The 19,613-nt window shown below is 73.0% G+C and carries 16 protein-coding genes and 1 pseudogene; 7 read left to right on the forward strand and 10 right to left on the reverse strand.

Going from position 1 to position 19,613, the window contains the following annotated elements:
• Positions 1-133 precede the first annotated feature (133 nt).
• Complete coding sequence (locus J2S42_RS13185; RefSeq protein ID WP_307238987.1) at positions 134-3,235, reverse strand: helix-turn-helix transcriptional regulator; 3,102 nt, start codon at positions 3,233-3,235, stop codon at positions 134-136.
• A gap of 160 nt (positions 3,236-3,395) precedes the next feature.
• A complete protein-coding gene (locus tag J2S42_RS13190) occupies positions 3,396-3,551 on the reverse strand; it encodes a hypothetical protein (RefSeq protein ID WP_307238989.1) in 156 nt (51 codons plus the stop codon).
• A gap of 220 nt (positions 3,552-3,771) precedes the next feature.
• Here J2S42_RS13190 and J2S42_RS13195 point away from each other — a divergent pair, with 220 nt between their 5' ends.
• The 3 genes and pseudogenes from J2S42_RS13195 (at position 3,772) to J2S42_RS13205 (ending at position 5,592) form a co-directional block, all read left to right on the forward strand.
• The gene (locus J2S42_RS13195) at positions 3,772-4,464 is read left to right on the forward strand and encodes a DUF4191 domain-containing protein (RefSeq protein ID WP_307238991.1); all 693 of its coding nucleotides are present in this window, start codon (positions 3,772-3,774) and stop codon (positions 4,462-4,464) included.
• A gap of 20 nt (positions 4,465-4,484) precedes the next feature.
• A pseudogene (locus J2S42_RS13200) lies at positions 4,485-4,835 on the forward strand (helix-turn-helix domain-containing protein); the annotation flags it as partial.
• 136 nt (positions 4,836-4,971) lie between these two features.
• The gene (locus J2S42_RS13205; protein WP_307238993.1) at positions 4,972-5,592 is read left to right on the forward strand and encodes a ClpP family protease; all 621 of its coding nucleotides are present in this window, start codon (positions 4,972-4,974) and stop codon (positions 5,590-5,592) included.
• A 323-nt stretch (positions 5,593-5,915) separates the two neighbouring features.
• Here the strand turns inward: J2S42_RS13205 and J2S42_RS13210 are convergent, their stop codons facing one another.
• Complete coding sequence (locus J2S42_RS13210) at positions 5,916-6,317, reverse strand: RDD family protein (RefSeq protein ID WP_307248739.1); 402 nt, start codon at positions 6,315-6,317, stop codon at positions 5,916-5,918.
• A 229-nt stretch (positions 6,318-6,546) separates the two neighbouring features.
• On the opposite strand from J2S42_RS13210, the gene glnA reads away from it, so the two are divergent.
• Positions 6,547-7,971 carry a type I glutamate--ammonia ligase gene (gene glnA, locus J2S42_RS13215; RefSeq protein ID WP_307238995.1) on the forward strand — a complete coding sequence of 475 codons (1,425 nt, stop codon included), beginning with the start codon at positions 6,547-6,549 and terminating at the stop codon, positions 7,969-7,971.
• A gap of 149 nt (positions 7,972-8,120) precedes the next feature.
• On the opposite strand, the gene J2S42_RS13220 is transcribed toward glnA, so the two are convergent.
• Both J2S42_RS13220 and J2S42_RS13225 read right to left on the reverse strand, forming a co-directional pair.
• On the reverse strand, positions 8,121-8,522 hold the full coding sequence (locus J2S42_RS13220) for a ComEA family DNA-binding protein (protein WP_307238997.1): 402 nt from the start codon (positions 8,520-8,522) through the stop codon (positions 8,121-8,123).
• Positions 8,523-8,632: 110 nt separating this feature from the next.
• Positions 8,633-10,222 (reverse strand): Ycf46 family AAA ATPase, encoded by a 1,590-nt coding sequence (locus J2S42_RS13225; protein ID WP_307238999.1) that lies wholly within the window; start codon positions 10,220-10,222, stop codon positions 8,633-8,635.
• Positions 10,223-10,356: 134 nt separating this feature from the next.
• On the opposite strand from J2S42_RS13225, the gene J2S42_RS13230 reads away from it, so the two are divergent.
• Both J2S42_RS13230 and J2S42_RS13235 read left to right on the forward strand, forming a co-directional pair.
• Positions 10,357-10,584, forward strand: a complete 228-nt coding sequence (locus J2S42_RS13230; RefSeq protein WP_307239000.1) for a TM2 domain-containing protein — start codon at positions 10,357-10,359, stop codon at positions 10,582-10,584.
• Positions 10,585-10,688: 104 nt separating this feature from the next.
• The gene (locus tag J2S42_RS13235; RefSeq protein ID WP_307239002.1) at positions 10,689-11,720 is read left to right on the forward strand and encodes an ROK family protein; all 1,032 of its coding nucleotides are present in this window, start codon (positions 10,689-10,691) and stop codon (positions 11,718-11,720) included.
• Between the two features lie 119 nt (positions 11,721-11,839).
• On the opposite strand, the gene J2S42_RS13240 is transcribed toward J2S42_RS13235, so the two are convergent.
• Positions 11,840-12,241 carry a RidA family protein gene (locus tag J2S42_RS13240; RefSeq protein WP_307239004.1) on the reverse strand — a complete coding sequence of 134 codons (402 nt, stop codon included), beginning with the start codon at positions 12,239-12,241 and terminating at the stop codon, positions 11,840-11,842.
• 106 nt (positions 12,242-12,347) lie between these two features.
• Here J2S42_RS13240 and J2S42_RS13245 point away from each other — a divergent pair, with 106 nt between their 5' ends.
• Positions 12,348-13,310 carry a helix-turn-helix transcriptional regulator gene (locus J2S42_RS13245; RefSeq protein ID WP_307239007.1) on the forward strand — a complete coding sequence of 321 codons (963 nt, stop codon included), beginning with the start codon at positions 12,348-12,350 and terminating at the stop codon, positions 13,308-13,310.
• Positions 13,311-13,324: 14 nt separating this feature from the next.
• Here the strand turns inward: J2S42_RS13245 and J2S42_RS13250 are convergent, their stop codons facing one another.
• The 4 genes from J2S42_RS13250 to J2S42_RS13265 form a co-directional block, all read right to left on the reverse strand.
• Positions 13,325-13,762, reverse strand: a complete 438-nt coding sequence (locus J2S42_RS13250; RefSeq protein WP_307239009.1) for an SgcJ/EcaC family oxidoreductase — start codon at positions 13,760-13,762, stop codon at positions 13,325-13,327.
• Positions 13,763-14,099: 337 nt separating this feature from the next.
• Positions 14,100-15,608, reverse strand: coding sequence for a polyprenol phosphomannose-dependent alpha 1,6 mannosyltransferase MptB (gene mptB / locus J2S42_RS13255; protein ID WP_307239011.1), 1,509 nt, complete (start codon positions 15,606-15,608; stop codon positions 14,100-14,102).
• Positions 15,609-15,700: 92 nt separating this feature from the next.
• Positions 15,701-18,703: a bifunctional [glutamine synthetase] adenylyltransferase/[glutamine synthetase]-adenylyl-L-tyrosine phosphorylase gene (locus tag J2S42_RS13260; RefSeq protein ID WP_307239013.1), complete on the reverse strand. Its 3,003-nt coding sequence runs from the start codon at positions 18,701-18,703 to the stop codon at positions 15,701-15,703.
• Positions 18,704-19,453: a type 1 glutamine amidotransferase gene (locus J2S42_RS13265; RefSeq protein WP_307239015.1), complete on the reverse strand. Its 750-nt coding sequence runs from the start codon at positions 19,451-19,453 to the stop codon at positions 18,704-18,706.
• Positions 19,454-19,613: the final 160 nt, after the last annotated feature.

Below are 19,613 nucleotides of genomic sequence, written 5' to 3' on the forward strand. Positions count from 1 at the left end.
GGCGTACAGGAAGCAGGCAAAGCCCCTCCACGCGGCGTGAACCACTCCTTCCGGCCGAAGGAGTGGGTAACGCGAACGTTACCCAAGGCGATCCTAGATCGCCGCCCATCCACGCGGTCGCTTTCCCGTCGCATTACCCGGCGGCGGCCCCGGGCCGGTCCAGCAGGCCCAGGCGGTGCGCGACCGCAGCGGCCTCCACCCGGTTCGCCACCTCCAGCTTCGCGATGATCCGGGAGACGTGCACGCTGGCCGTCTTCGGCGAGATGTAGAGCTCGGCCGCGATCCGCGCGTTGCTCAGCCCGGCCGCGACCAGGCGCAGCACCTCGCGCTCCCGGTCGGTCAGCGACGCCACACCGGGGGCCGCGATCGCGGTGCTGAGGCCGGCGACGGTGCCGCGCAGCCCGAGCCGGCGCGCGAGCGTGCCGGCCGCGACGGACAGCGGCGTGGCGCCCAGCGCACCGGCCAGCGCCGCGGCCTCCTCCAGCGCGGCGCCCGCGGCCTCCCGCTCACCGGCCGCAGCCGCGGCCTCGGCCAGGTTCACCAGCGCACACCCCAGGTTGTACGGCCGCCCGTCCCGCCGCCAGGCCGCCACCGCGACCCGCCAGGCCGCCGGCGCCGCAGCTGGATCGGCATCCGCCGGCCCGTCCGGCTTCGCGGCCGGATCGGCGCCCGGCTTCGCGGCCGGGCCGGTGGGCTCGCCGGGGAAGCCGTGCGGCGGGAGGCCTGCGGACGCGAGCGGGGAGAACGCGACGCCGGTGCCCGGCGACCGGGACGCCACCGGGGCCAGGCCGGTGAGCAACGCGCGCAGCTCGGCCGCGTAGGCCTGCTGCGGTGGGTAGGTGGCCGGCCAGCCCGCCGTCAGCGACACCACCCGCGCGGCCAGGCCGGCATCGGCGGCGTCACGCGCGGCGGCGGCGATCGCGGCGGCCAGCGGCCAGTCGTAGCGGGGGTAGTCGCCGAGGCGCGGGTCGGCCGCGGCGAGGTGGGCCGCGGCCAGCGACGCACCGGCGTCGCCGCGCACCCGCGGCGCCGTGACGGACAGCTCCAGCAGCGGCAGCCGGAGCTGGTCCTCCAGATAGGGCCGGCCGAGGAAGGCGAGCGCCTTGGCCACCGCGTCGTCCGCGCCGGGCAGGCCGCGGGCCAGCCACAGTTGCGCGCGCAGCGTGGACCAGTGCGCACCCAGGTTCCCGACCGGGTCGAGGCGCGCGGTGTCGGCGCAGCGCGCGTCCGCCTCGTCCCACCGGCCGAGCGCGATCAGCGCCTCCGCCGTGTTCGAGATCAGGTAGAGGCCGACGGAACGGCTGATGCCGGCCCGTTTCGCCTCGGCCATGCCCTCCTCCGCGGTCCGCGCGCTGGCCGCCCAGTCGCCGATCTCGAACAGCGCGTCCGAGTAGTTCAGGATCGCCTTGACCAGGTTGGCCAGGTCACCGGCCGCACGGGCCATGGTGATCGCGCGGCGCTGTTCCGCGATGCCCGCGTCCACCGTGTCGATCCGGCACGCTATGCGGGCCAGCGCGAGCGTGGCGGCGACCTGGGCGGACGGGTCCGTGGTGTCCTCCGCGGCGGCCCGGACCAGTGCGGCGGTCGCGAGTCCCCGCTCCCGCTTGGTCTTGGTCAGGTGGCCGGAGATGTCGGCCAGCAGGTGCACCCGCGCGACCGACGGCGGGCAGCGCATCGCCAGCTCCAGCGCCCGTTCCAGCTCCTCGCCGCCGTCGCCCTTGCCGAGCGTGCGCAGCAGGTGGCTGCGGCGCTCCAGCAGGCGGGCCGCGCGCAGCGGCTCCGCGTCCTGGTCGGCCTCGGCCAGCGCGGCCCGGGTCAGGCTGACGCCGCGGTGGTAGTCACCGGCCGCGACGACCGCGCCCAGCGCCTCCTCCAGCAGGTCGAGGTGGGTCATGCCGAGGCGGGCGGGCGCGTCCGGCACCTGCTCCCAGAGGTCGAGCATGCGCTCCAGCAGTCGGCTCTGCTCCGCGTAGGCGTACCGCTTGCAGGCGGCGTTCGCGGCCGCGTACGCCGTGACCAGCGCGCGCGGGTGGTCGTGCGCGACGAACCAGTGGTGGGCGATCTCGGCCGGCGCGCGGGACGAGCCGACCAGCGACGCCTCCGCCTCGATGATGGCGGCGTAGCGCGCGTGCAGCCGCGCGCGCTCACCGGGCAGCAGGTCGTCGTGCACCGCCTCGCGGACCAGCGCGTGCCGGAACTCGTAGCCGCCGTCCGGGTCCGCGACCATCAGCTGTGCCGCGATCGCGGCGCGCAGCGCGACCTCCAGCTGCTCGGTGGGCAGCTCCGCCGCCTCGACGAGCAGGTCGTGGCCGACCTGGGTGCCACCGGCCGACGCGATGCGCAGCAGCCGCTGCGCCGCGTCCGGCAGCCGGTCGACGCGGGCCAGCAGCAGGTCGCGCAGCGTCTCCGGGATGACCGCGCAGCCGGCCGGGTCACCGGTCGCGGCCAGCTCCTCGATGAAGAACGGGTTGCCCTGCGCGCGGCCGTGGATGTCGTCCACCGCGCGGGCGGTGGGCTCGGCGCCGAACAGGTGGGTGAGGATCCGGGCGGTGGCGTCCCGGTCCAGGCGGTCCAGCTCGCGGCGCTCGACGCCGCGCACCCGGTCGAGCTCGGCCAGATAGGACCGCAGCGGGTGCCCGCGGTGCAGCTCGTCCGACCGGTAGGTGCAGATGAGCAGCACCCGGGCCGCCCGCGCGGACCGGATCAGGAACGCGATCAGGTCGCGAGTGGACCGATCGGCCCAGTGCAGGTCCTCGATCAGCAGCACCAGCGGCCGCTCCGCCGCCAGCCGCGCGAACAGGCCGGCCACCAGGTCGAACAGGTAGCCGCGGCTGGCCTCGGACTCGCCGGGATGGCCCAGCTCGGGCAGCAGCACCCCGAACTCCCGCTCGTGCCCGGCGAACAGCGGCGTGCCGCCCCGGCGCAGCACCTCGCGCAGCACGGCGGCGAACGGCGCGAACGGCAGGCCCTCCTCGCCCAGCTCCAGGCACTGGCCGGTGAGCAGCTGCACGCCGTCGCCGGCCGCCCGGGCGCCGAACTCCTCGCACAGCCGGGTCTTGCCGACACCCGCCTCGCCGCCGATCAGCATCACGGCGGTCTCGCCGCCGCGGGCCCGCTCGAGCGCGTCGCTCAGCGCGGCCAGATCGGCGTCGCGGCCGACGAACGTGCTCGCCGGGTCACTGGGCTCGGCGTGCACCGGGGTCATCGGTGAGCGGCCGGGGCGGTAGCTGGGCACGGCAAGGAGCATGCCACGCGGGTGCGCCGGATTCATCGACGATTTCCGCGGCGGCACCAGGGCCAGCACGGGCCGGGCGGCCGTCTCCGGCGCCCGGCCCGTGTTCCCCCGTGCCGACCCCTCAGCGGTTCCGGGGTGGTCCATCATCCGATACGCCGGTTCACGGCTGCATCGGGGCAGGTCCTGGACGGCGTGGATGCCATCGCGCGACCCTGCGGCGGGCCCGGGCGGCGACCGAGTCCGCGCGTGCGGCGCGGATCAGGTCGGCCTCGCGGGAGCGGTGCAGCGCCAGGATCAGGTCCGAGTTCGAGAACATGGTGTCCGCCTTCCGTCGTGGTGCGCCGGTGTGCTGACGTCCACGTTTCTCGGGAAGGCACCAGCCGCGCATGGGGCGGACGCCGCATTCGTGGGCGATATCGGCGCCTTAGGCATGTCTTAGCCGGGCTGAGTAAGGGCCGTATTCGCTGTAAGGTACTTACGAAGCCGCGGCCCGGACGGGCGCGCGAAGCGCTGGCGCGGCACCGTAGACTCGACCCATGGCAAAGCCCCAGGAGAAGGTCTCGTTCGGCCAGCGGCTGAAGCAGATCGGGATGGTGTTCCAGTTCACCGCGAAGCACGACAAGTGGTTCGCGCCGCTGCTCGCGGCCGCGCTGGTGATCCCGATCGCGCTCGCCGTGCTGGCCATCCTGCTCGGCTGGGGCGTCTTCACGGTCATCCTGCTGTTCCTGCTCGCACCGCTGGCCGCGCTGGTCGTGCTGAGCGTCCGGTCGAACAGCGCGATGATGACCGCGGCCGAGGGCCAGCCCGGCGCCGCCGCGTCGATCCTGGAGCAGATGCGCGGCGACTGGCGGGTGCGCCCGGCGGCCAGCTCCACCACCAGCTTCGACATGGTGCACATCGTGATCGGCCGGCCCGGCGTGATCCTGGTCGGCGAGGGCGACCCGGCCAAGGTCCGCGGCCTGCTCGGCGCGGAGAAGCGGCGCCTGTCGAAGGTGATCGGCAACGCACCGCTGCACGACTACGTCATCGGCACCGGCGAGGGTGAGCTGTCCATCCGCAAGCTGCGGATGACGCTGCTGCGCCTGCCGCGCGACATCTCCGGCGCCGAGGTCAACGCGCTCGACAAGCGGCTCGCGGCGCTGTTCGCCCGCCCGCAGATGCCGAAGGGCGCGATCCCGAAGAACATGCGTCCCAGCAAGGGCCAGTTCCGCCAGACGCGCGGCCGCTGACAGGCATCGGGAGGTTCGCAGTGCCGCTGTTGCGCCGCATCATCGGGTCCGTCCTGCGCCGGCTCCGGCTCGCTCAGGGCCGCACGCTGCAGGACGTGGCTCGCGACGCCGACGTCTCCCTGCCGTACCTCTCGGAGATCGAGCGCGGCCGCAAGGAGGCCTCGTCGGAGATCCTGGCCGCGATCTGCCGTGCGCTCGGCATCGGCCTCGGCGACCTGCTCGACGAGGCCCGCCGCGAGCTGGCCCGCACCGACCCGCGCCGCATCGCGCCCCGCGCCTCGGCCGGTTCCGCGCCCCGTGCGATGGCCTCGGTCCATGGATCCGCCGGTGCGCCGCGCAGTGCCGCTCGGCTCTGCGGCGGCAACGCCGGGCGGCTGCGCGTCTCCGTTGCGCTGGAAGCGATTCTCCGCTCAGGAGAAACCTTCGAGGGTACGGGGATGAGCGCCGCACGCTGAACGAAAGCGACCGGGTGGGCCCGTCCCACCCCCGGACTTTCGGGAGCGTGCCATGCACTCCGTCCATCCCCAGCCGGTCTCCAAGAGCGCCGAGACCACGGGACCGGGCCTGTTCGAGGGCCAGGTCTTCGAGCGCCTCCTGCGCGAGCGGATCATCTTCCTCGGCCGTGAGGTCGACGACGCCATCGCCAACACGATCTGCGCACAGATGCTGCTGCTCTCCGCGGACGACCCGGAGCGCGACATCGTGCTCTACATCAACTCCCCCGGTGGCTCGGTCAGCGCCGGCATGGCCGTCTACGACACCATGCGTTTCATCCGCAACGACGTGGCCACGGTCGCGCTCGGCATGACCGCGTCGATGGGCCAGTTCCTGCTCTGCGCCGGTACGGCCGGCAAGCGCTACGCGCTGCCACACGCGCGGATCATGATGCATCAGGTGGCCGGCGGCATCGGCGGCACCAGCGCGGACATCGCCATCCAGGCACAGAGCATGCTGCACGTCCGCCGCACCCAGCTGGAACTGACCGCGAAGCACACCGGCCAGACCCCGGAGCAGATCGCCCAGGACTGGGACCGCGACCGCTGGTTCACCGCCGAGCAGGCCCGCGAGTACGGCATGGTCGACCACGTCGTCACCACCGCCGACCAGCTCACCGCCGCCGGCCGCTGATCCCTCGCGCCACTCACACGCGCCGCCGCGATCCCGGCCTCCGTCACACCGGCGAACGCTCGACGGAGGCCGGGATCACCGGCCCGCCGCGGTGCACACAGGCACCTCGGCGCACCCGGGCAGCGCAAACAGGCCCGCGCGCCGCGGTGCCCCGAGGGCACGTTCGGGCACCATGGGCATCGCAGCGCCCCGCGCGCGTGCAGCCGCCGCGGACACCTGGGTTTCGTCGGCCACGGCGGGGCCGGCAGGGAGGAGCGCCAGCGACGACCGGTGCCCGCGGGAGCATGCGGGCCGCACCACGCCGGAAGCGGGTATATCCGCCTTTACAGGGTTTTCTTCGGTGCCGGTAGGACGATCGAGCGAGCCAGGCGGTCGTGCAGGCCGCGGCGGCGGTCGTCGAGCACGAGCATCGGCAGGACCAGGCAGATCAGGACGCCGCGGAGCAGGCCGCGGAGCGGGCCGATCGGGCCGCCGCGGTCGACGTCGACCACCGCGATGCGGGTCAGGGCCATGCCGGGGGTCTGTGCGAAGAAGCCGGCGAAGACCGTGTAGATGAAGATCAGTGCGACGACCGGGGACCAGCCGTCGCGGGTCGGTTCACCGTAGAGATTCGCGACGAGAAGACAGAGCGCCCAGTCGATGGCGAGGGCGCCGAATCGACGGCCGAGCGTCGGAAGTTCGATTTCACCGTTCGACGGATCATTCGACTTTCCTTGCTTATTCACAGGGTTCGCGGCCACAACTCCGAGGTTAACCGTCAGTATTCGGGAGCCGTGACACGGGGCGGCGGGTGACCTGTATGGTCCGTTCAGGCCGTGACCGAGCGGCTGTTCGGGCCATAATCCGGCAGTACACGGTCGTAACATGGCAGAAACAATCGAGACATGCTCGGGCAACCCGGTAGCCATACGGTCGCGACCAGCCTAGCCAAAAGTGGACGTGCCAGGAGGACGTGTGTTCGCCAATTCCGAGGAGCTCCTGCGATACCTCAAGGATGAGGACGTTAAGTTCGTCGATATCCGTTTTTGTGACCTGCCGGGCGTGATGCAGCACTTCACGGTCCCGGTGGAGTCCTTCGACGACTCCGTCTTCTCCGACGGCCTCGCCTTCGACGGGTCCTCGATCCGCGGGTTCCAGGCCATCCACGAGTCCGACATGCTGCTGCTGCCGGACGTCGCCTCCGCCTTCATCGACCCGTTCCGGATCGCGAAGACGGTCGCGCTGAACTTCTTCATCCACGACCCGTTCACGCGCGAGCCGTACTCGCGCGACCCGCGCAACGTCGCCAAGAAGGCCGAGGCCTACCTCGCCTCCTCCGGCATCGCGGACACGGCGTACTTCGGCGCCGAGGCGGAGTTCTACATCTTCGACTCGATCCGCCACAGCACCTCCGCGAACGAGGCGTTCTACCACATCGACTCGATCGAGGGTTGGTGGAACTCCGGCAAGGAGGAGCCGGGCGGCAACCGCGGTTACAAGACCGCGTACAAGGGCGGCTACTTCCCGGTCCCGCCGGTCGACCACTACGCCGACCTGCGCGACAAGATGGTCACCAACCTGATCGGCTCGGGCTTCACCATCGAGCGGGCGCACCACGAGGTCGGCACCGCCGGCCAGGCCGAGATCAACTACAAGTTCTCGACGCTGCTGCACTCCGGTGACCAGGTCCAGCTGTTCAAGTACATCGTGAAGAACACGGCGTGGGCCGAGGGCAAGACCGCCACGTTCATGCCGAAGCCGCTGTTCGGCGACAACGGCTCGGGCATGCACACCCACCAGTCGCTGTGGGCGAACGGCGAGCCGCTGTTCTACGACGAGACCGGCTACGGCGGCCTCTCCGACACGGCCCGGTGGTACATCGGCGGTCTGCTGACCCACGCGCCGTCGCTGCTCGCGTTCACCAACCCGACGGTCAACTCGTACCGTCGCCTGGTGCCCGGCTTCGAGGCGCCGGTCAACCTGGTCTACTCGGCGCGTAACCGGTCCGCCTGCACCCGCATCCCGGTCACCGGCACCAACCCGAAGGCCAAGCGCGTCGAGTTCCGCGTGCCGGACCCGTCGAGCAACCCGTACCTGGCGTTCTCCGCCATGCTGCTGGCCGGCCTGGACGGCATCAAGAACAAGATCGAGCCGCCGGCCCCGATCGACAAGGACCTCTACGACCTGCCGCCGGAGGAGGTCGCCAACGTCAAGCAGGTGCCGGGCTCCCTCGACGCCGTGCTCGACAAGCTGGAGTCCGACCACGAGTACCTCACCGCGGGCGGCGTCTTCACCGAGGACCTGATCGAGACCTGGATCGACTACAAGCGCGCCAACGAGGTCGACGCGGTCCGCCTGCGCCCGACCCCGCACGAGTTCGCGATGTACTACGACTGCTGATCCAGGCCACGCCTGAGCAGCTGAACGGTGAAGGCCGAGCCCTGGAGGGCTCGGCCTTCACCCGTTTCGGAGCATGGTCGGCCCATCACTCCCCACCGGGGATTCATTCACGTACGGCAGTATTGCGATCAGCCGGTACCCGCCGGGAGTCAGACGTCCAGGATGCGGGTCTCCGGGACGTACGGCGCGCTGCGGTCGTACGGCCGGTGTGGTGGGTGGCAGGCGAGCAGGCCCCGCAGGCGGGGCTGGCCGGCCGGGTCGACGCCGGCGGCCGTGAAGAACTCGTCCACGTCGGTGAACGGGCCGCCGAGTTCGCGCAGGTCGACGGCGCGGGCCACGCCGGTGGGGGTGAGGCCGGGCAGGACGGTGAGTTCGTCGGCGGTCGCGGCGTTGACGTCCACCCGGTCGACGAACGTGGGCGGGCGGGTGCCGGGCGGCATCGGCGGCAGCACCAGCTGGTCGTCGGCGGCGGGTGAGGACGCGGCGGGCAGCCCGGGCGAGGGCGCGGACGGGGGCGCCGGCACCGGGCGGGCCGGGCGCGGCGCGGCCATCGGCCAGAACGACGGTGACTCGTCATGACGGGGTGGTGGGGCTTCGGACCCGGTAAAACGCTGCCACCAACTCACCGCGACGACCCTCCGAGACGCAGACCGGCCAGAGATCAGAACTCTACGGCGCGGCCGTTGCCGGTGCCCATGTCCCAGTCCTCCGGCGCGGTCGCGGCGACCGCGCGGTCCGCGGCCCAGGAGCGGATCGCGGTTATCCGTTCCGCCTGCGTCACGCTGAGCGGCACCGTGTTGGTGACCGCGCGCACCAGGTCCTCGCGCTCCAGCGGACGTCGCTGCGCGAACGCGTCGTAGAGCGCGGACACCACGGCCTGCTCGATCTCGGCGCCGGAGAAGCCGTCGGTGAGCTTGGTCAGCTCGGTCAGCAGCGCCGGCGTGAGGTCGAGGCGGCCGGCGACGGCCGGGCGGCTGAGGCGGCGGTTCAGGTGGACGGTCCAGATCGCGGTGCGTTCCGGGCCGGTGGGCAGGTCGACGAAGAAGATCTCGTCGAAGCGTCCCTTGCGGAGCAGTTCGGCGGGGAGGCGGGCGATGTCGTTCGCGGTGGCCATCACGAAGACCGGGCGGGTCTTCTCCTGCAGCCAGGTGAGGAACGTGCCGAACACCCGCGCGCCGGTGCCGGTGTTGTCGCCGGAGCCGGAACCCGAGCCGGACGCGGCGAGCCCTTTCTCGATCTCGTCGACCCAGAGCACACACGGCGACGTGGCCTCGGCCGCGCGGATCGCGGTGCGCATGTTCTGCTCGGACGAGCCGACCAGGCCGCTGAACACGCGTCCCATGTCCAGGCGGAGCAGCGGCAGGCCCCAGCCGGCCGCGACCGCCTTCGCGGTGAGCGACTTGCCGCAGCCGGGCACGCCGGTGATCAGCACGCCGCGCGGCGCGGGCAGGCCCCAGGCGGCGGCCTCGTCGAGCCAGGTGCCGTCGCGGCGCAGCAGCCAGCGCTTCAGGTTCTCCAGGCCGCCGACGTCGGCCAGCCCGGTGTGCGGCTCGACGAACTCCAGCAGGCCGGACTTGCGTACCGCCTGGCGCTTCTCCTCGTGGACGACCGCGAGGTCGGCCGGGGCCAGCACCGCGTCGTCCACCATGGCGCGGGCGAACGCGTTCTCCGCCTCGTGCAGCGTGAGGCCGAGCGCGGCCTTCGCGAAGCGCTCCCGGTCGCCGGGGGTGAGCGTGACCGTGATCCGCCCGGTGGCCACGTTGTCGTCGATCATGCGGTCCAGCAGTGCCCGGATCTCGGTCTCGGCCGGGAGCGGGAAGTCCAGGATGGAGACCTCCTTCTCCAGGTCGTGCGGGATGTGCAGGGCCGGGGCCAGGATGATCAGCGTGCGTGGGACCGGGCCGGCCCGGAACGCGACCGCGACGTCGCGGAGCAGCCGGACGACCGCGGGGCCGAGCGTGCCGTGCAGGTCGCAGAAGACGAAGACGCTGGGTTCCTCGGTGCGCAGCGCGGCGACGAGCGCGTCCTCCGGATCGATCGCGCCGCGCCGGGCGGTGCCGTCCGGCTGGATCAGTCCGCTCGTCGGCGACCAGGTCAGCAATGCCCGCGGGGTACGGACCAGTTCCGGGTCCCGGGCGACCGCGGCGATTTCGGCGAGCGCGCGATGTTCCTCGTAGGACTCGACGTAGAGAATCGGGATTCTGGCGCGGAATGCCTGGGAGAGGTCGCCCCTGAATCCGACGGACGCCATCGATTCGCCTCCCCCGCGCATTGCCGACCGGCAGAACATTAGCAATGAGCCGAAGACCTGTTGCCGATGAGCACCCGGTCCCGTTATTGTGCATCGATTTTCCAGGGAACTTTCAGCTAGGAGATACCAGAATCATGTCCACCACCCCCGTCGCCGCCGGTCAGAAGTCCTGGGTCGTCGCCCTGCTGCTCGAGATCTTCCTCGGCACGCTGGGCATCCACCGGTTCTACGTTGGCAAGATCGGCACCGGCATCCTGATGCTGATCACCCTCGGTGGCTTTGGCCTCTGGTGGCTGATCGACCTGATCCTGATCGTCACCGGCAAGTTCACGGACAAGCAGGGCCTCCCGCTCGCCCGCTGAGCCACGCGATCGGCCCCCGGTCATCCCGGGGGCCGATCGGTCTCCGCCGGGGAAGATCGTCGGTACGATGCGGGCAGGGTTCCGGCGCGCGGGCGGAGGCGACGATGGTGTTGGTGAACGGACCGGTGGTCGTCGGGCTCGACAACGGCGGCACCGCGAACAACGCGACCATCCTGACCGCGGCCGGCGAGTTCCTGGTCGACCGGATGGTGGAGATCCCCAGCCGGGTCAAGGAAGGCCCGGAGCAGGCCGTCACCGCGCTCTCCGACGCGCTCGACAACATCCTGGCCGTCACCGGCGTCCAGCGCGAGGCGGTCGTCGCGGTCGGCCTGGACACGCCCGGCCCCGCCACCGCGGACGGCGTGATCTCGCAGAAGGGCTCGACGAACTTCTCCGAGCCCGCCTGGCACGGCTTCGACATCCGCGGCGCGCTCGAGGCCCGGCTCGGCCTGCCGGTCGTCTACAACAACGACGGCAACGCGGCCGCGCTCTACGCCCACCACGTCTACTTCGGCGCCGCCGCCGCGGACACCTCGTCCATCTCCGCGATCGTCGGAACCGGCCTCGGCGGCGGCGTGGTCGAGAACGGCCAGGTCGTCAAGGGCGCCGCGGGCATGGCCGGCGAGCTCGGCCACGTCACGATCCCGCTGCACGGCCTGATCGAGGACGACCAGCCGCTACCGCTCTGCAACTGCGGTTTCACCGGCGACTCGGAGAGCATCGCGTCACTCACCGGCATCGCCCAGAACCTCCTCCCGTACTGGCTGTCCCGCTACCCGGACCATCCGCTGCACGCCGAACCGTCCATCCTGGCCGCCGCGAAGAAGCTGCGCGGCCTGGCCGAGGCCGGCGACGAGATGGCGCTGCGCGTCTTCGCCCAGCAGGCCACCGCGATCGGCCGCCTCTTCACGGTCGCCGCGAACTTCACCGACCCGCACGCCTACTTCGTCGGCGGCGGCGTGGTCGAGACCCAGCCGCACTTCCGCGAGTGGTTCATCAAGACCGTCCGCGAACACACGCTGCTCCGCGCCGAACAGGCCGCGGTCGCGACCTTCGCGCTGGTCCCGGACCTGGACATGGCCGGCGCCCGGGGCGCCGCGATCGCCGCGCTGGAGCGGCACGTACCGGTCCAATAGAACTTCGAAGATTTTCCCGCTTCCGGCGGGGTGCGGCCCGTATGCTCCCGCGGGCCCCGGTCGTCGCTGGCGCTCCTCCCTGCCGGTGCCGATGCCGATTCCGAAGAACCGCACGCCGCTCAGGCGACGGCGGTGCCCTCCAGTTCGACCAGCTGCCCCGGGATCGCCAGCCGAGTCACGCCGAGCATCGTCGTGGCCGGTGCCACCCCGGCGGCGGCCAGCCGTGCCGCCAGCACGCCGTAGTGCGGGAACAGCAGATCGACGTCCGTGGTGTAGACGGTGAGCCGGACCAGGTTCGCCAGCGACATACCGGCCCCGTCCAGCACCGCCTCCAGGTTGTCCAGGCTGAGCGCGAGCTGCGCCGCCATGTCACCGTCGTGCCGCGGCCGGCCGTCGGCGTCCATCGCGGTCTGCCCGGAGCAGTACAGCGTCCGGGTCTGTCCGGAGACCATCTCGCCCTGGTTGAACCCGAGTTCCGCCGACCACGTCACCGGGTTGACCGCCACGCGTTCCACTGCCACATCGACTCCGTCCGTCCATCGGCGCGACATCCGCCGCCGCCGTCCGAAATGCAGCCTGCCGGTAAATCACGCCATCCTCTGTCACATATCTCGGTAGAGTCGCCCGATGCGCGCCGATCGACTCGTCTCGCTGATCCTGCTGCTGCGCCGGCACGGCCGGATGACCGCGGACGCGCTGGCCCGCGAGCTTGAGGTGTCCACCCGCACCGTGCTGCGCGACATCGAGGCACTCTCCACCGCCGGTGTCCCGGTCTACGCCGAGCGCGGCCGGCACGGCGGCTACGCGCTGCTGCCCGGCTTCCGGACCGAGCTGACCGGGCTCAATCACGACGAGACGCTCGCGCTGCTGGCCGCTGGATCAGGCCGCCGCGAGCGAGCGTTCGGCCTCGGCCCGGCGCTCGCCTCGGCCGTGCGCAAGGTGGTCGACGCGCTGCCCGACGGCCACCTGGCCACCGCCGGCGAGGCGGCCCGGCGTTTCCTGGTCGAGCCGGAGACGGACCTGCTCTCCCGCCGCCCGGTCACCGAGGACGTGCCGGACACGGCGATGGCCGAGGTGCGGCGCGCGGTGCTGGCCGGGCGCCGGTTGCGTCTGTGGTACGCGGCCGCCGGCGAGACGCCCCGGTGGCGCACCGTGGACCCTGTCGGCCTGGTCACCGTGCGCGACCGCGCCTACCTGCTGGCCATCAGATCCGGCAACGACCGCACGTACCGGATGTCCCGGGTGCGGGCCGCCGAATGTCTTCCCGAACCGGCGGAACGACCGGAGCACGTCGACCTGGACCGGCTCTGGCGCGACCGCTGCGCCCGGTTCCTCGCCGACGGCCACCTCACCGTGCTGGTCCGCGTCGACCCGGCACACCGCGAGGCCCTGGTGAGCACCGCGGTGGCCGTCCGCGCCGAACAACCCGGCGTCGATGGCTGGCCACACCTCGAACTGACCTACCAGGACTCCTGGCACGCCGAGTGGGCGCTGTGGCAACTCGGCACACACGCCGAAGCCCTGTCCCCGCCGTCGCTGCGCACCGCCCTGCACACCCGCGCCACCACGATCGCCAGCCGGTACGCGTAACGCCGGCGGACCGGTCACGGAGCGGTGAGCTCGGCGGTGTGTGACTCGGCGAGGTCGGGGCGCTCGTGGTACTGGGCGGGTGTGTTCTGGAGCAGCGCGATGCGCCAGCCCGCGGGGTCGTGGACGGCGAGCAGGGACTGGACCGCGTTCAGGGCCGGATGTGGGACCTCCGCGCCCGGGGGCAGCATGCCGGCGATCGCCCGGAGCAGCGCCACCCCACCGGCCAGGGCGTGCACCTCGCGGACCTTCCAGACGTAGGTGGCGGTCGCGTGGCCGGAGAAGACCGGGCGCAGGTGTGCCGCGATCTCCGCGGCCGGGACCTGGCTGCCGTCGAAGCCGATCAGGTGGCCGCCGGATGCGAAGTATGCGGCGAAGGCGGCGGCGTCGCGGTTGTTCCAGGCGGTGAGCACGGCGGTGTGCAGCGCGGTCACGGCCTCCTCGAAAGCCTCCATCTGCCGATGGTGACACCCGCGTACACCGGCCTGCCGCCGAAACCCGGATCGCGGCGACGACCGCGGCGCGCATCGGTCAACGATCCGGCGGCCGCGGCTGCGCGCCACCCGAAGGGTTCGTCGCACGATGTCGGGCGACGACGGCGTGCCGGATTCGCTGCGGGCCGTCCGTAGCCTGGTCACCTTGTGGTGCTGTCTCGGACGCGAAGCGCCCGGCACGGGAGCCGGCCGAGGCGCGAGCCGACGCCAGAGCCTGTATCGAAGTGGGGGTCGAAGCGACGTGCTGCCAGGCGGCGCCTGGGCCTCGCCGGAGCCCGGCATCCCACTTCGACACAGGCTAGGCGGTGGCCGCGGGTGACGCCGGTCCGGTTCCGCCGGTGGGGTCCGGCCGGCGCTCCTCGCGCAGGCGGCGGACGAGCCGGACCACGAACCAGATCGAGAACGCGAGCATCAGCGGCGCACCCGGGATGCGGGTGAAATAGGCCAGTCCGGTGCCGTCCGGCATGATCAGGAACAGGCCGCCGACCGTGACGAACGTGATGCCGAGCAGGCCCCGGCCGGAGGCGGCGGCGATCGCGAGGAGCGCGATCGGCCAGGTCATGTACCAGATGTTGACGACCGGGGAGAGCGCGAGCGTGGCCGCGAGGGCCAGGCCGGCGTGGTGCAGCACCGTCGCGTCGGTCTGGTCCCGGCGGGCTCGCCACCAGATCGCGACCAGCACCGGGACCAGCAGCACCAGCGCGACCACGCGGAAGAAGCCGTAGACCTTGCTCTTGATGCCGACCATCCGGATCAGCCACTCGATGGTCAGCCCGGCCGCGGTCGGCGGGGACTGCCAGACCACCGAGTCGCCGGTGCTGGAGAGCGCGGCCAGCCAGCCGAAGTCGAGGCCGGCCGCGAGCGTGGTGCCGGCCAGCGCGGCCACGGCGCCGCCGGTGAGCACGGCCGCGACCGGCCAGAGCGCGCGCCAGCGGAACGGGGCACCGATCGCCAGCAGCGCGGCGAACGGGAGCACGACCAGCGCGGTGCCCTTGACGCCGACGGACAGGCCGATCAGCGCGCCGGCGGCGGCCAGCCGGAGCCACCACCCGGCGTCGCGGGCGGTCGCGGGGTGCGGCGTGACCGCGAGACCGGCCAGGAACAGGCCGAGCATCAGCGCGTCGTTGTGCGAGCCGGACAGCAGGTGGACGCCGACCAGCGGCGTGGCCAGGCCGAACCAGAGCGTGCGGGCCGGGTCGGCACCGGCGCGGCGGGCCAGCGCGGGCAGGCTGACCGCGGCCAGGACGAGACCGAGCACCGCGGCGGCCCGGAACCCGGCGAGCGAGGCCCAGAGCGTCCCGGTGAGGTGCGCGACCAGGCCGGCGACCGCCATGAAGACCGCACCGTACGGTGCCGGGGTCTCCCGCCACATCGGCGTGACCAGGTCCAGCCACTCGCAGGGCAGCGCGGCGACGCCGTTGCGGTACGGATCGATGCCGGCCGCGAAGATCTCCCCCTGGCACGAGTACGGGTAGACGTCCCGGCTGGCCAGCGGCGGCGCGACGAGCAGCGGCAGCGACCACAGCGCCGCGGTCACCGCGACCCAGCGCACGGTCAGGTCACCGGCCCGGGCCCGCCACCAGGCGAGCAGCACCAGGATCAGGCCGGCGAAGTAGAGGATCACCGAGGCCGGGCCGTTCTCGGACAGCCAGATCGTGCGCGGCGAGACCCAGGCCGGCTGCGGCACCGGCAGCGCGCCGCCGAGGTAGGCCGCGACGCCCAGCATCACCGCACCGGCGAACCCGGACCAGCGTGCCACCGTCAGCAGGGCGAGCGGCTTCTTCACAGCGGGCGGTGCGATGGTCACGGTGAGATCTGCTTCCGGGTCGTCGGCATTGCCGCCAGAAAGGCTAAGCCACCCGCGCCCGGCCCATCGGATCGGATGACGAACGACTCATCTCAGGACTCCATCACGCGCTCGGTCGCGGCCCGCGCCCGCCGCGTGGTGCGCAGATAGTCGTCGACGAACTCCTGCGGGTCGTTCGCGCCGAGCAGCTGGACCACGCCGGCCAGCTCCGGGCCGTGCCGGGGCAGCTGGTCGGTGGGCCGGCCGCGGACGAGCGTGAGCGCGTTGCGCACCTCGGCCGCGAGCGTCCAGCCGGCCCGCAGCGCGGCCGTGTCCGCGGCGTCGACCAGGCCGGCGTCGCGGGCCGCGCCGAGTGCGTCCAGCGTCCGGGTGGAACGCAGCCCCGGCACCGCGTGCGCGTGCCGCAGCTGGAGCAGCTGCACGGCCCACTCGACGTCGGCGAGCCCGCCGCGGCCGAGCTTGGTGTGGGTGGCCGGGTCGGCGCCGCGCGGCAGCCGCTCGTTCTCCACCCGGGCCTTGATCCGGCGGATCTCGGTGACCTGTTCGCGGCTGAGCCCGCCGTCCGGGTAGCGCAGCGTGCCGGCCAGTGCCAGGAACTCGGCGCCGAGGTCCGGATCGCCACAGACGTACCGCGCGCGGAGCAGCGCTTGCGCCTCCCAGACCTTGGACCAGCGGTCGTAGTACGAGCGGTACGCGGCGAGGCTGCGCACCAGCGGGCCCTGCCGGCCCTCCGGGCGCAGGTCCGCGTCGATGCCGAGCGGCGGGTCGTGCGCGGGCATGCCGAGCAGCCGGCGCAGCTCCTCCGCGACCGCGTGCGCGGCGGCGGCCTCGCCGCCGTCGAACACGAACAGCACGTCCGCGTCCGAGGAGTAGCTCATCTCGTCGCCGCCGAGCCGGCCCATGCCGATCACGGTGAATCGCAGCTCGGCCGGGACCTTGTGCACCTCGCGGGCCACCCGCACCGCGGCGGCCAGCGTGGCGTCGGTGACCGCGGAGAGGCCGCGCGCTATGTCGAGCAGGCCGGCCGGCTTGGCCGGGGCCAGGTCGGCCGCGTTGACCAGGATGTCCGCGCAGGCCAGGCGCAGCAGCTCGCGGCGGCGCAGCGCGCGGACCGCGCCGATCGCCTGGGTGGGGTCGGCGGGCGCGAGGTGGCGCGCGGCCGCGGCGGCGAAGCCGGGCTCCAGGACCTCGCGGTCGCGCGGCGTGAGTTCCGCGTCGTCGGCGAGCAGGCGCAGCGCCTCCGGGTCGCGGGCCAGCAGGTCGGCCGCGTACCGGGAGAGGCCGAGCAGCCGGGCCAGGCGGCGCACGACCGGGCCCTCGTCGCGGAGCAGGCGCAGGTACCAGGGGGCGCTGCCGAGCTGGTCGGAGAGCTGACGGTAGCTGAGCAGCCCGCGGTCCGGCTCGGGCGCGTCGGCCAGCTCCTCCAGCAGCACCGGCAGCAGCGTGCGCTGGATCGACGCGGTCCGGGACAGGCCGCCGGTGAGCGCCTCGATGTGCCGGAGCGCACCGGCCGGGTCGGCGTAGCCGAGCACCTGGAGGCGGCGGCGGGCCGACTCCGGGTACATCCGCAGCTCCTCCGCGGGCACCCGGGCGACGGACTCCAGCAGCGGCCGGTAGAGCAGCTTGGCGTGCAGGCGGCGGACACCGGCCGCGTGTGCGACCCAGTCCGCGCGGAACGCCTCGATCACGTCCCGGCCGGGCAGCGGCGCGTAGCCGAGCGACTGGGCCAGCCAGCGCTGCGCGTCCGCGTCGGCCGGCACGGTGTGCGTCCGGCTCAGCTGCTGCAGTTGCAGCCGGTGCTCGACCGCGCGCAGGAACCGGTAGCCGCGCAGCAGCGTCTCGCCGTCCTGCCGGCCGACATAGCCGCCGTTGACCAGCGCGCGCAGCGCCGGGACCGTGCCGCCGACGCGCAGCGACTCGTCCACCCGGCCGTGCACCAGCTGCAGCAGCTGCACCGCGAACTCGATGTCGCGCAGGCCGCCGGGGCCGCGTTTGATCTCCCGGTCCTTCTGCTTCGGTGGGACCTGGTCGATGATCCGGCGGCGCATCTTGCGGATGTCGTCGACCGCCTCCGGCCGCTCGGCCGCGTGCCAGATCAGCGGCCCGAGCTGGGTCAGCCACTCCTCGCCCAGCTCCCGGTCGCCGACCGCGACCCGCGCCTTGAGCAGCGCCTGGAACTCCCAGGTGCGCGCCCAGCGGTGGTAGTAGGCGAGGTGGCTGGCGAGCGTCCGGACCAGCGGGCCGCGGCCGCCCTCCGGCCGCAGCGCGGCGTCGACCTGCCAGGCGACCTGGCCGCAGATCTCGATCAGCCGGGCCGCGACCGTGGTGCCGGCGGACAGGTCCTCGTCGCCGCGGCAGACGAAGATCACGTCGACGTCGGAGACGTAGTTGAGCTCGGTCGCGCCGCACTTGCCCATCGCGATCACGGCGAGCGACGGGTGCGCCGGCACCTCGTCCATGGCCATCTCGTACGCCACGGACATCGTCGCGTCGGCCAACGCGGTGATCGCGGCCATCGTCTGCTCCAGCCCGCGGCCCGCCGTCAGATCCGCGGCGGCGATCCGCAACAGCCCCACCCGGTACGCCCGGCGCAGCGCCGCCACCGTGGGTGCGCCGTCCAGCTCGAGCGTGCCGTCCGCGGCCGGTGCGACGCCGGTCTTCTCCGTGCACAGCACGCGCCACCGGCCCGGGTCCGCGACCAGGTCGTCACCGAGCGGGCTGGACGCGCCGAGCACCGCGAACAGCCGCCGGGCCAGGCCGCGGTCCCGGCGCAGCGTGCCGAGCAGGCTGTCGTCGGCCGGCTCGTCGTGGTGCCGGCGCAGGTGCAGCGTGCGGCGCAGCCGGCCCTCCGCCGGCCGCTCCGGTGGCGGCTCCGCGGGGCTGGCCTCCACCACGCGGTGCAGCTGGCGCAGCGCGAGGTTCGGGTCGGCGGTCCGGGACAGCACGGTGAGCAGCTCACCGGCGACCTCGTCGGCCGGTTCCTGCGCGTCCCGGTTCCACAGGCCGAGGTCGCCGAGCAGGTCGGCCGTCTTCGGGCCGGTGCCGGTCAGCGTGAAGCCGTAGCGCGCCAGGCGCGCGCTGGTGGGGCGGGTCATCTACGGCTCCAGCAGCGGCAGCGAGCGGCCGGCGCCGGAGAGCGTGCCGAGCGCCAGCGCGGCGAACCGGGCCGCGAACGGCTGCCAGATCTCCTCCACGTCGGCGAGCGCGGCCGCGCAGGCGTCGATCACGTCCTGTGGCGCGTAGCCGAGGCCGGCCAGCAGGCCGTCGTCGTTCGCGGCCCAGCGGGCGATCATGTCGGCGTCGCACTCGATGTGGAACTGCACGCCCCAGGCCCGGTCGCCGAGCCGGAACGCCTGGTGCGGGAAGCGGGTGGACGCGGCCAGCAGCACCGCGCCGTGCGGCAGCTCGGTGATCTCGTCGACGTGCCACTGCAGAACATCGGGCAGCAACGGTACGTACCGGAACAGCGGGTCGGCGTCGGCCGCGTCCCGCCGGCCGACCAGCGCCGGGCCGATCTCCGGACCGGACGCGCTGCGGGCCACCGTGCCGTTGTGCGCGGTGGCGAGCAGTTGCGCGCCGAGGCAGACCGCGAGCGTCGGCGTGCGGTGCCGGACGGCCTTGCGGAGCAGGCTCTCCAGCCGGGGGAACCAGGGTGCGCCGGGTGGATAGGCGTGCTGTTCGCCGCCCAGCACCACCAGGGCGGCGTAACCGTCCAGCGTCTCCGGCAGCTCGTCGCCCGCATGGGGGCGACGGATCTCGAGCGTCAGGCCCGCCTCGGTCAGCCACTCGCCGAGTCGCCGGACGTCGTCCGCAGGATCGTTCTCCACCACCAGCGCCGTACCCACGCATCGAGGCTATCTGCTTCTGTGCTTCCGGTCGTCGCTCCGCTCCCCGGCTCGCCGCCGTGTTCATGACCGTCGCTCCGCTCCTCCGGCTCGCCGCCGCTCCCGGCGCTGACGCGGCCACGGCTCACGGCGTTTCGCCATCAAAACGTGTGAAAGGCGC

The organism is Catenuloplanes indicus, from assembly GCF_030813715.1.
Taxonomy (GTDB): Bacteria; Actinomycetota; Actinomycetes; order Mycobacteriales; family Micromonosporaceae; genus Catenuloplanes; species Catenuloplanes indicus.

What these genes read in the sequence shown, in the direction of transcription:
- J2S42_RS13190 (WP_307238989.1), bottom strand. Translation starts at nt 3,551, where the DNA reads ATGTTCTCGAACTCGGACCTGATCCTGGCGCTGCACCGCTCCCGCGAG.
- J2S42_RS13195 (WP_307238991.1), top strand. Translation starts at nt 3,772, where the DNA reads ATGGCAAAGCCCCAGGAGAAGGTCTCGTTCGGCCAGCGGCTGAAGCAG.
- J2S42_RS13205 (WP_307238993.1), top strand. Translation starts at nt 4,972, where the DNA reads ATGCACTCCGTCCATCCCCAGCCGGTCTCCAAGAGCGCCGAGACCACG.
- J2S42_RS13220 (WP_307238997.1), bottom strand. Translation starts at nt 8,522, where the DNA reads ATGGCCGCGCCGCGCCCGGCCCGCCCGGTGCCGGCGCCCCCGTCCGCG.
- J2S42_RS13225 (WP_307238999.1), bottom strand. Translation starts at nt 10,222, where the DNA reads ATGGCGTCCGTCGGATTCAGGGGCGACCTCTCCCAGGCATTCCGCGCC.
- J2S42_RS13230 (WP_307239000.1), top strand. Translation starts at nt 10,357, where the DNA reads ATGTCCACCACCCCCGTCGCCGCCGGTCAGAAGTCCTGGGTCGTCGCC.
- J2S42_RS13235 (WP_307239002.1), top strand. Translation starts at nt 10,689, where the DNA reads ATGGTGTTGGTGAACGGACCGGTGGTCGTCGGGCTCGACAACGGCGGC.
- J2S42_RS13245 (WP_307239007.1), top strand. Translation starts at nt 12,348, where the DNA reads ATGCGCGCCGATCGACTCGTCTCGCTGATCCTGCTGCTGCGCCGGCAC.
- J2S42_RS13250 (WP_307239009.1), bottom strand. Translation starts at nt 13,762, where the DNA reads ATGGAGGCTTTCGAGGAGGCCGTGACCGCGCTGCACACCGCCGTGCTC.
- J2S42_RS13260 (WP_307239013.1), bottom strand. Translation starts at nt 18,703, where the DNA reads ATGACCCGCCCCACCAGCGCGCGCCTGGCGCGCTACGGCTTCACGCTG.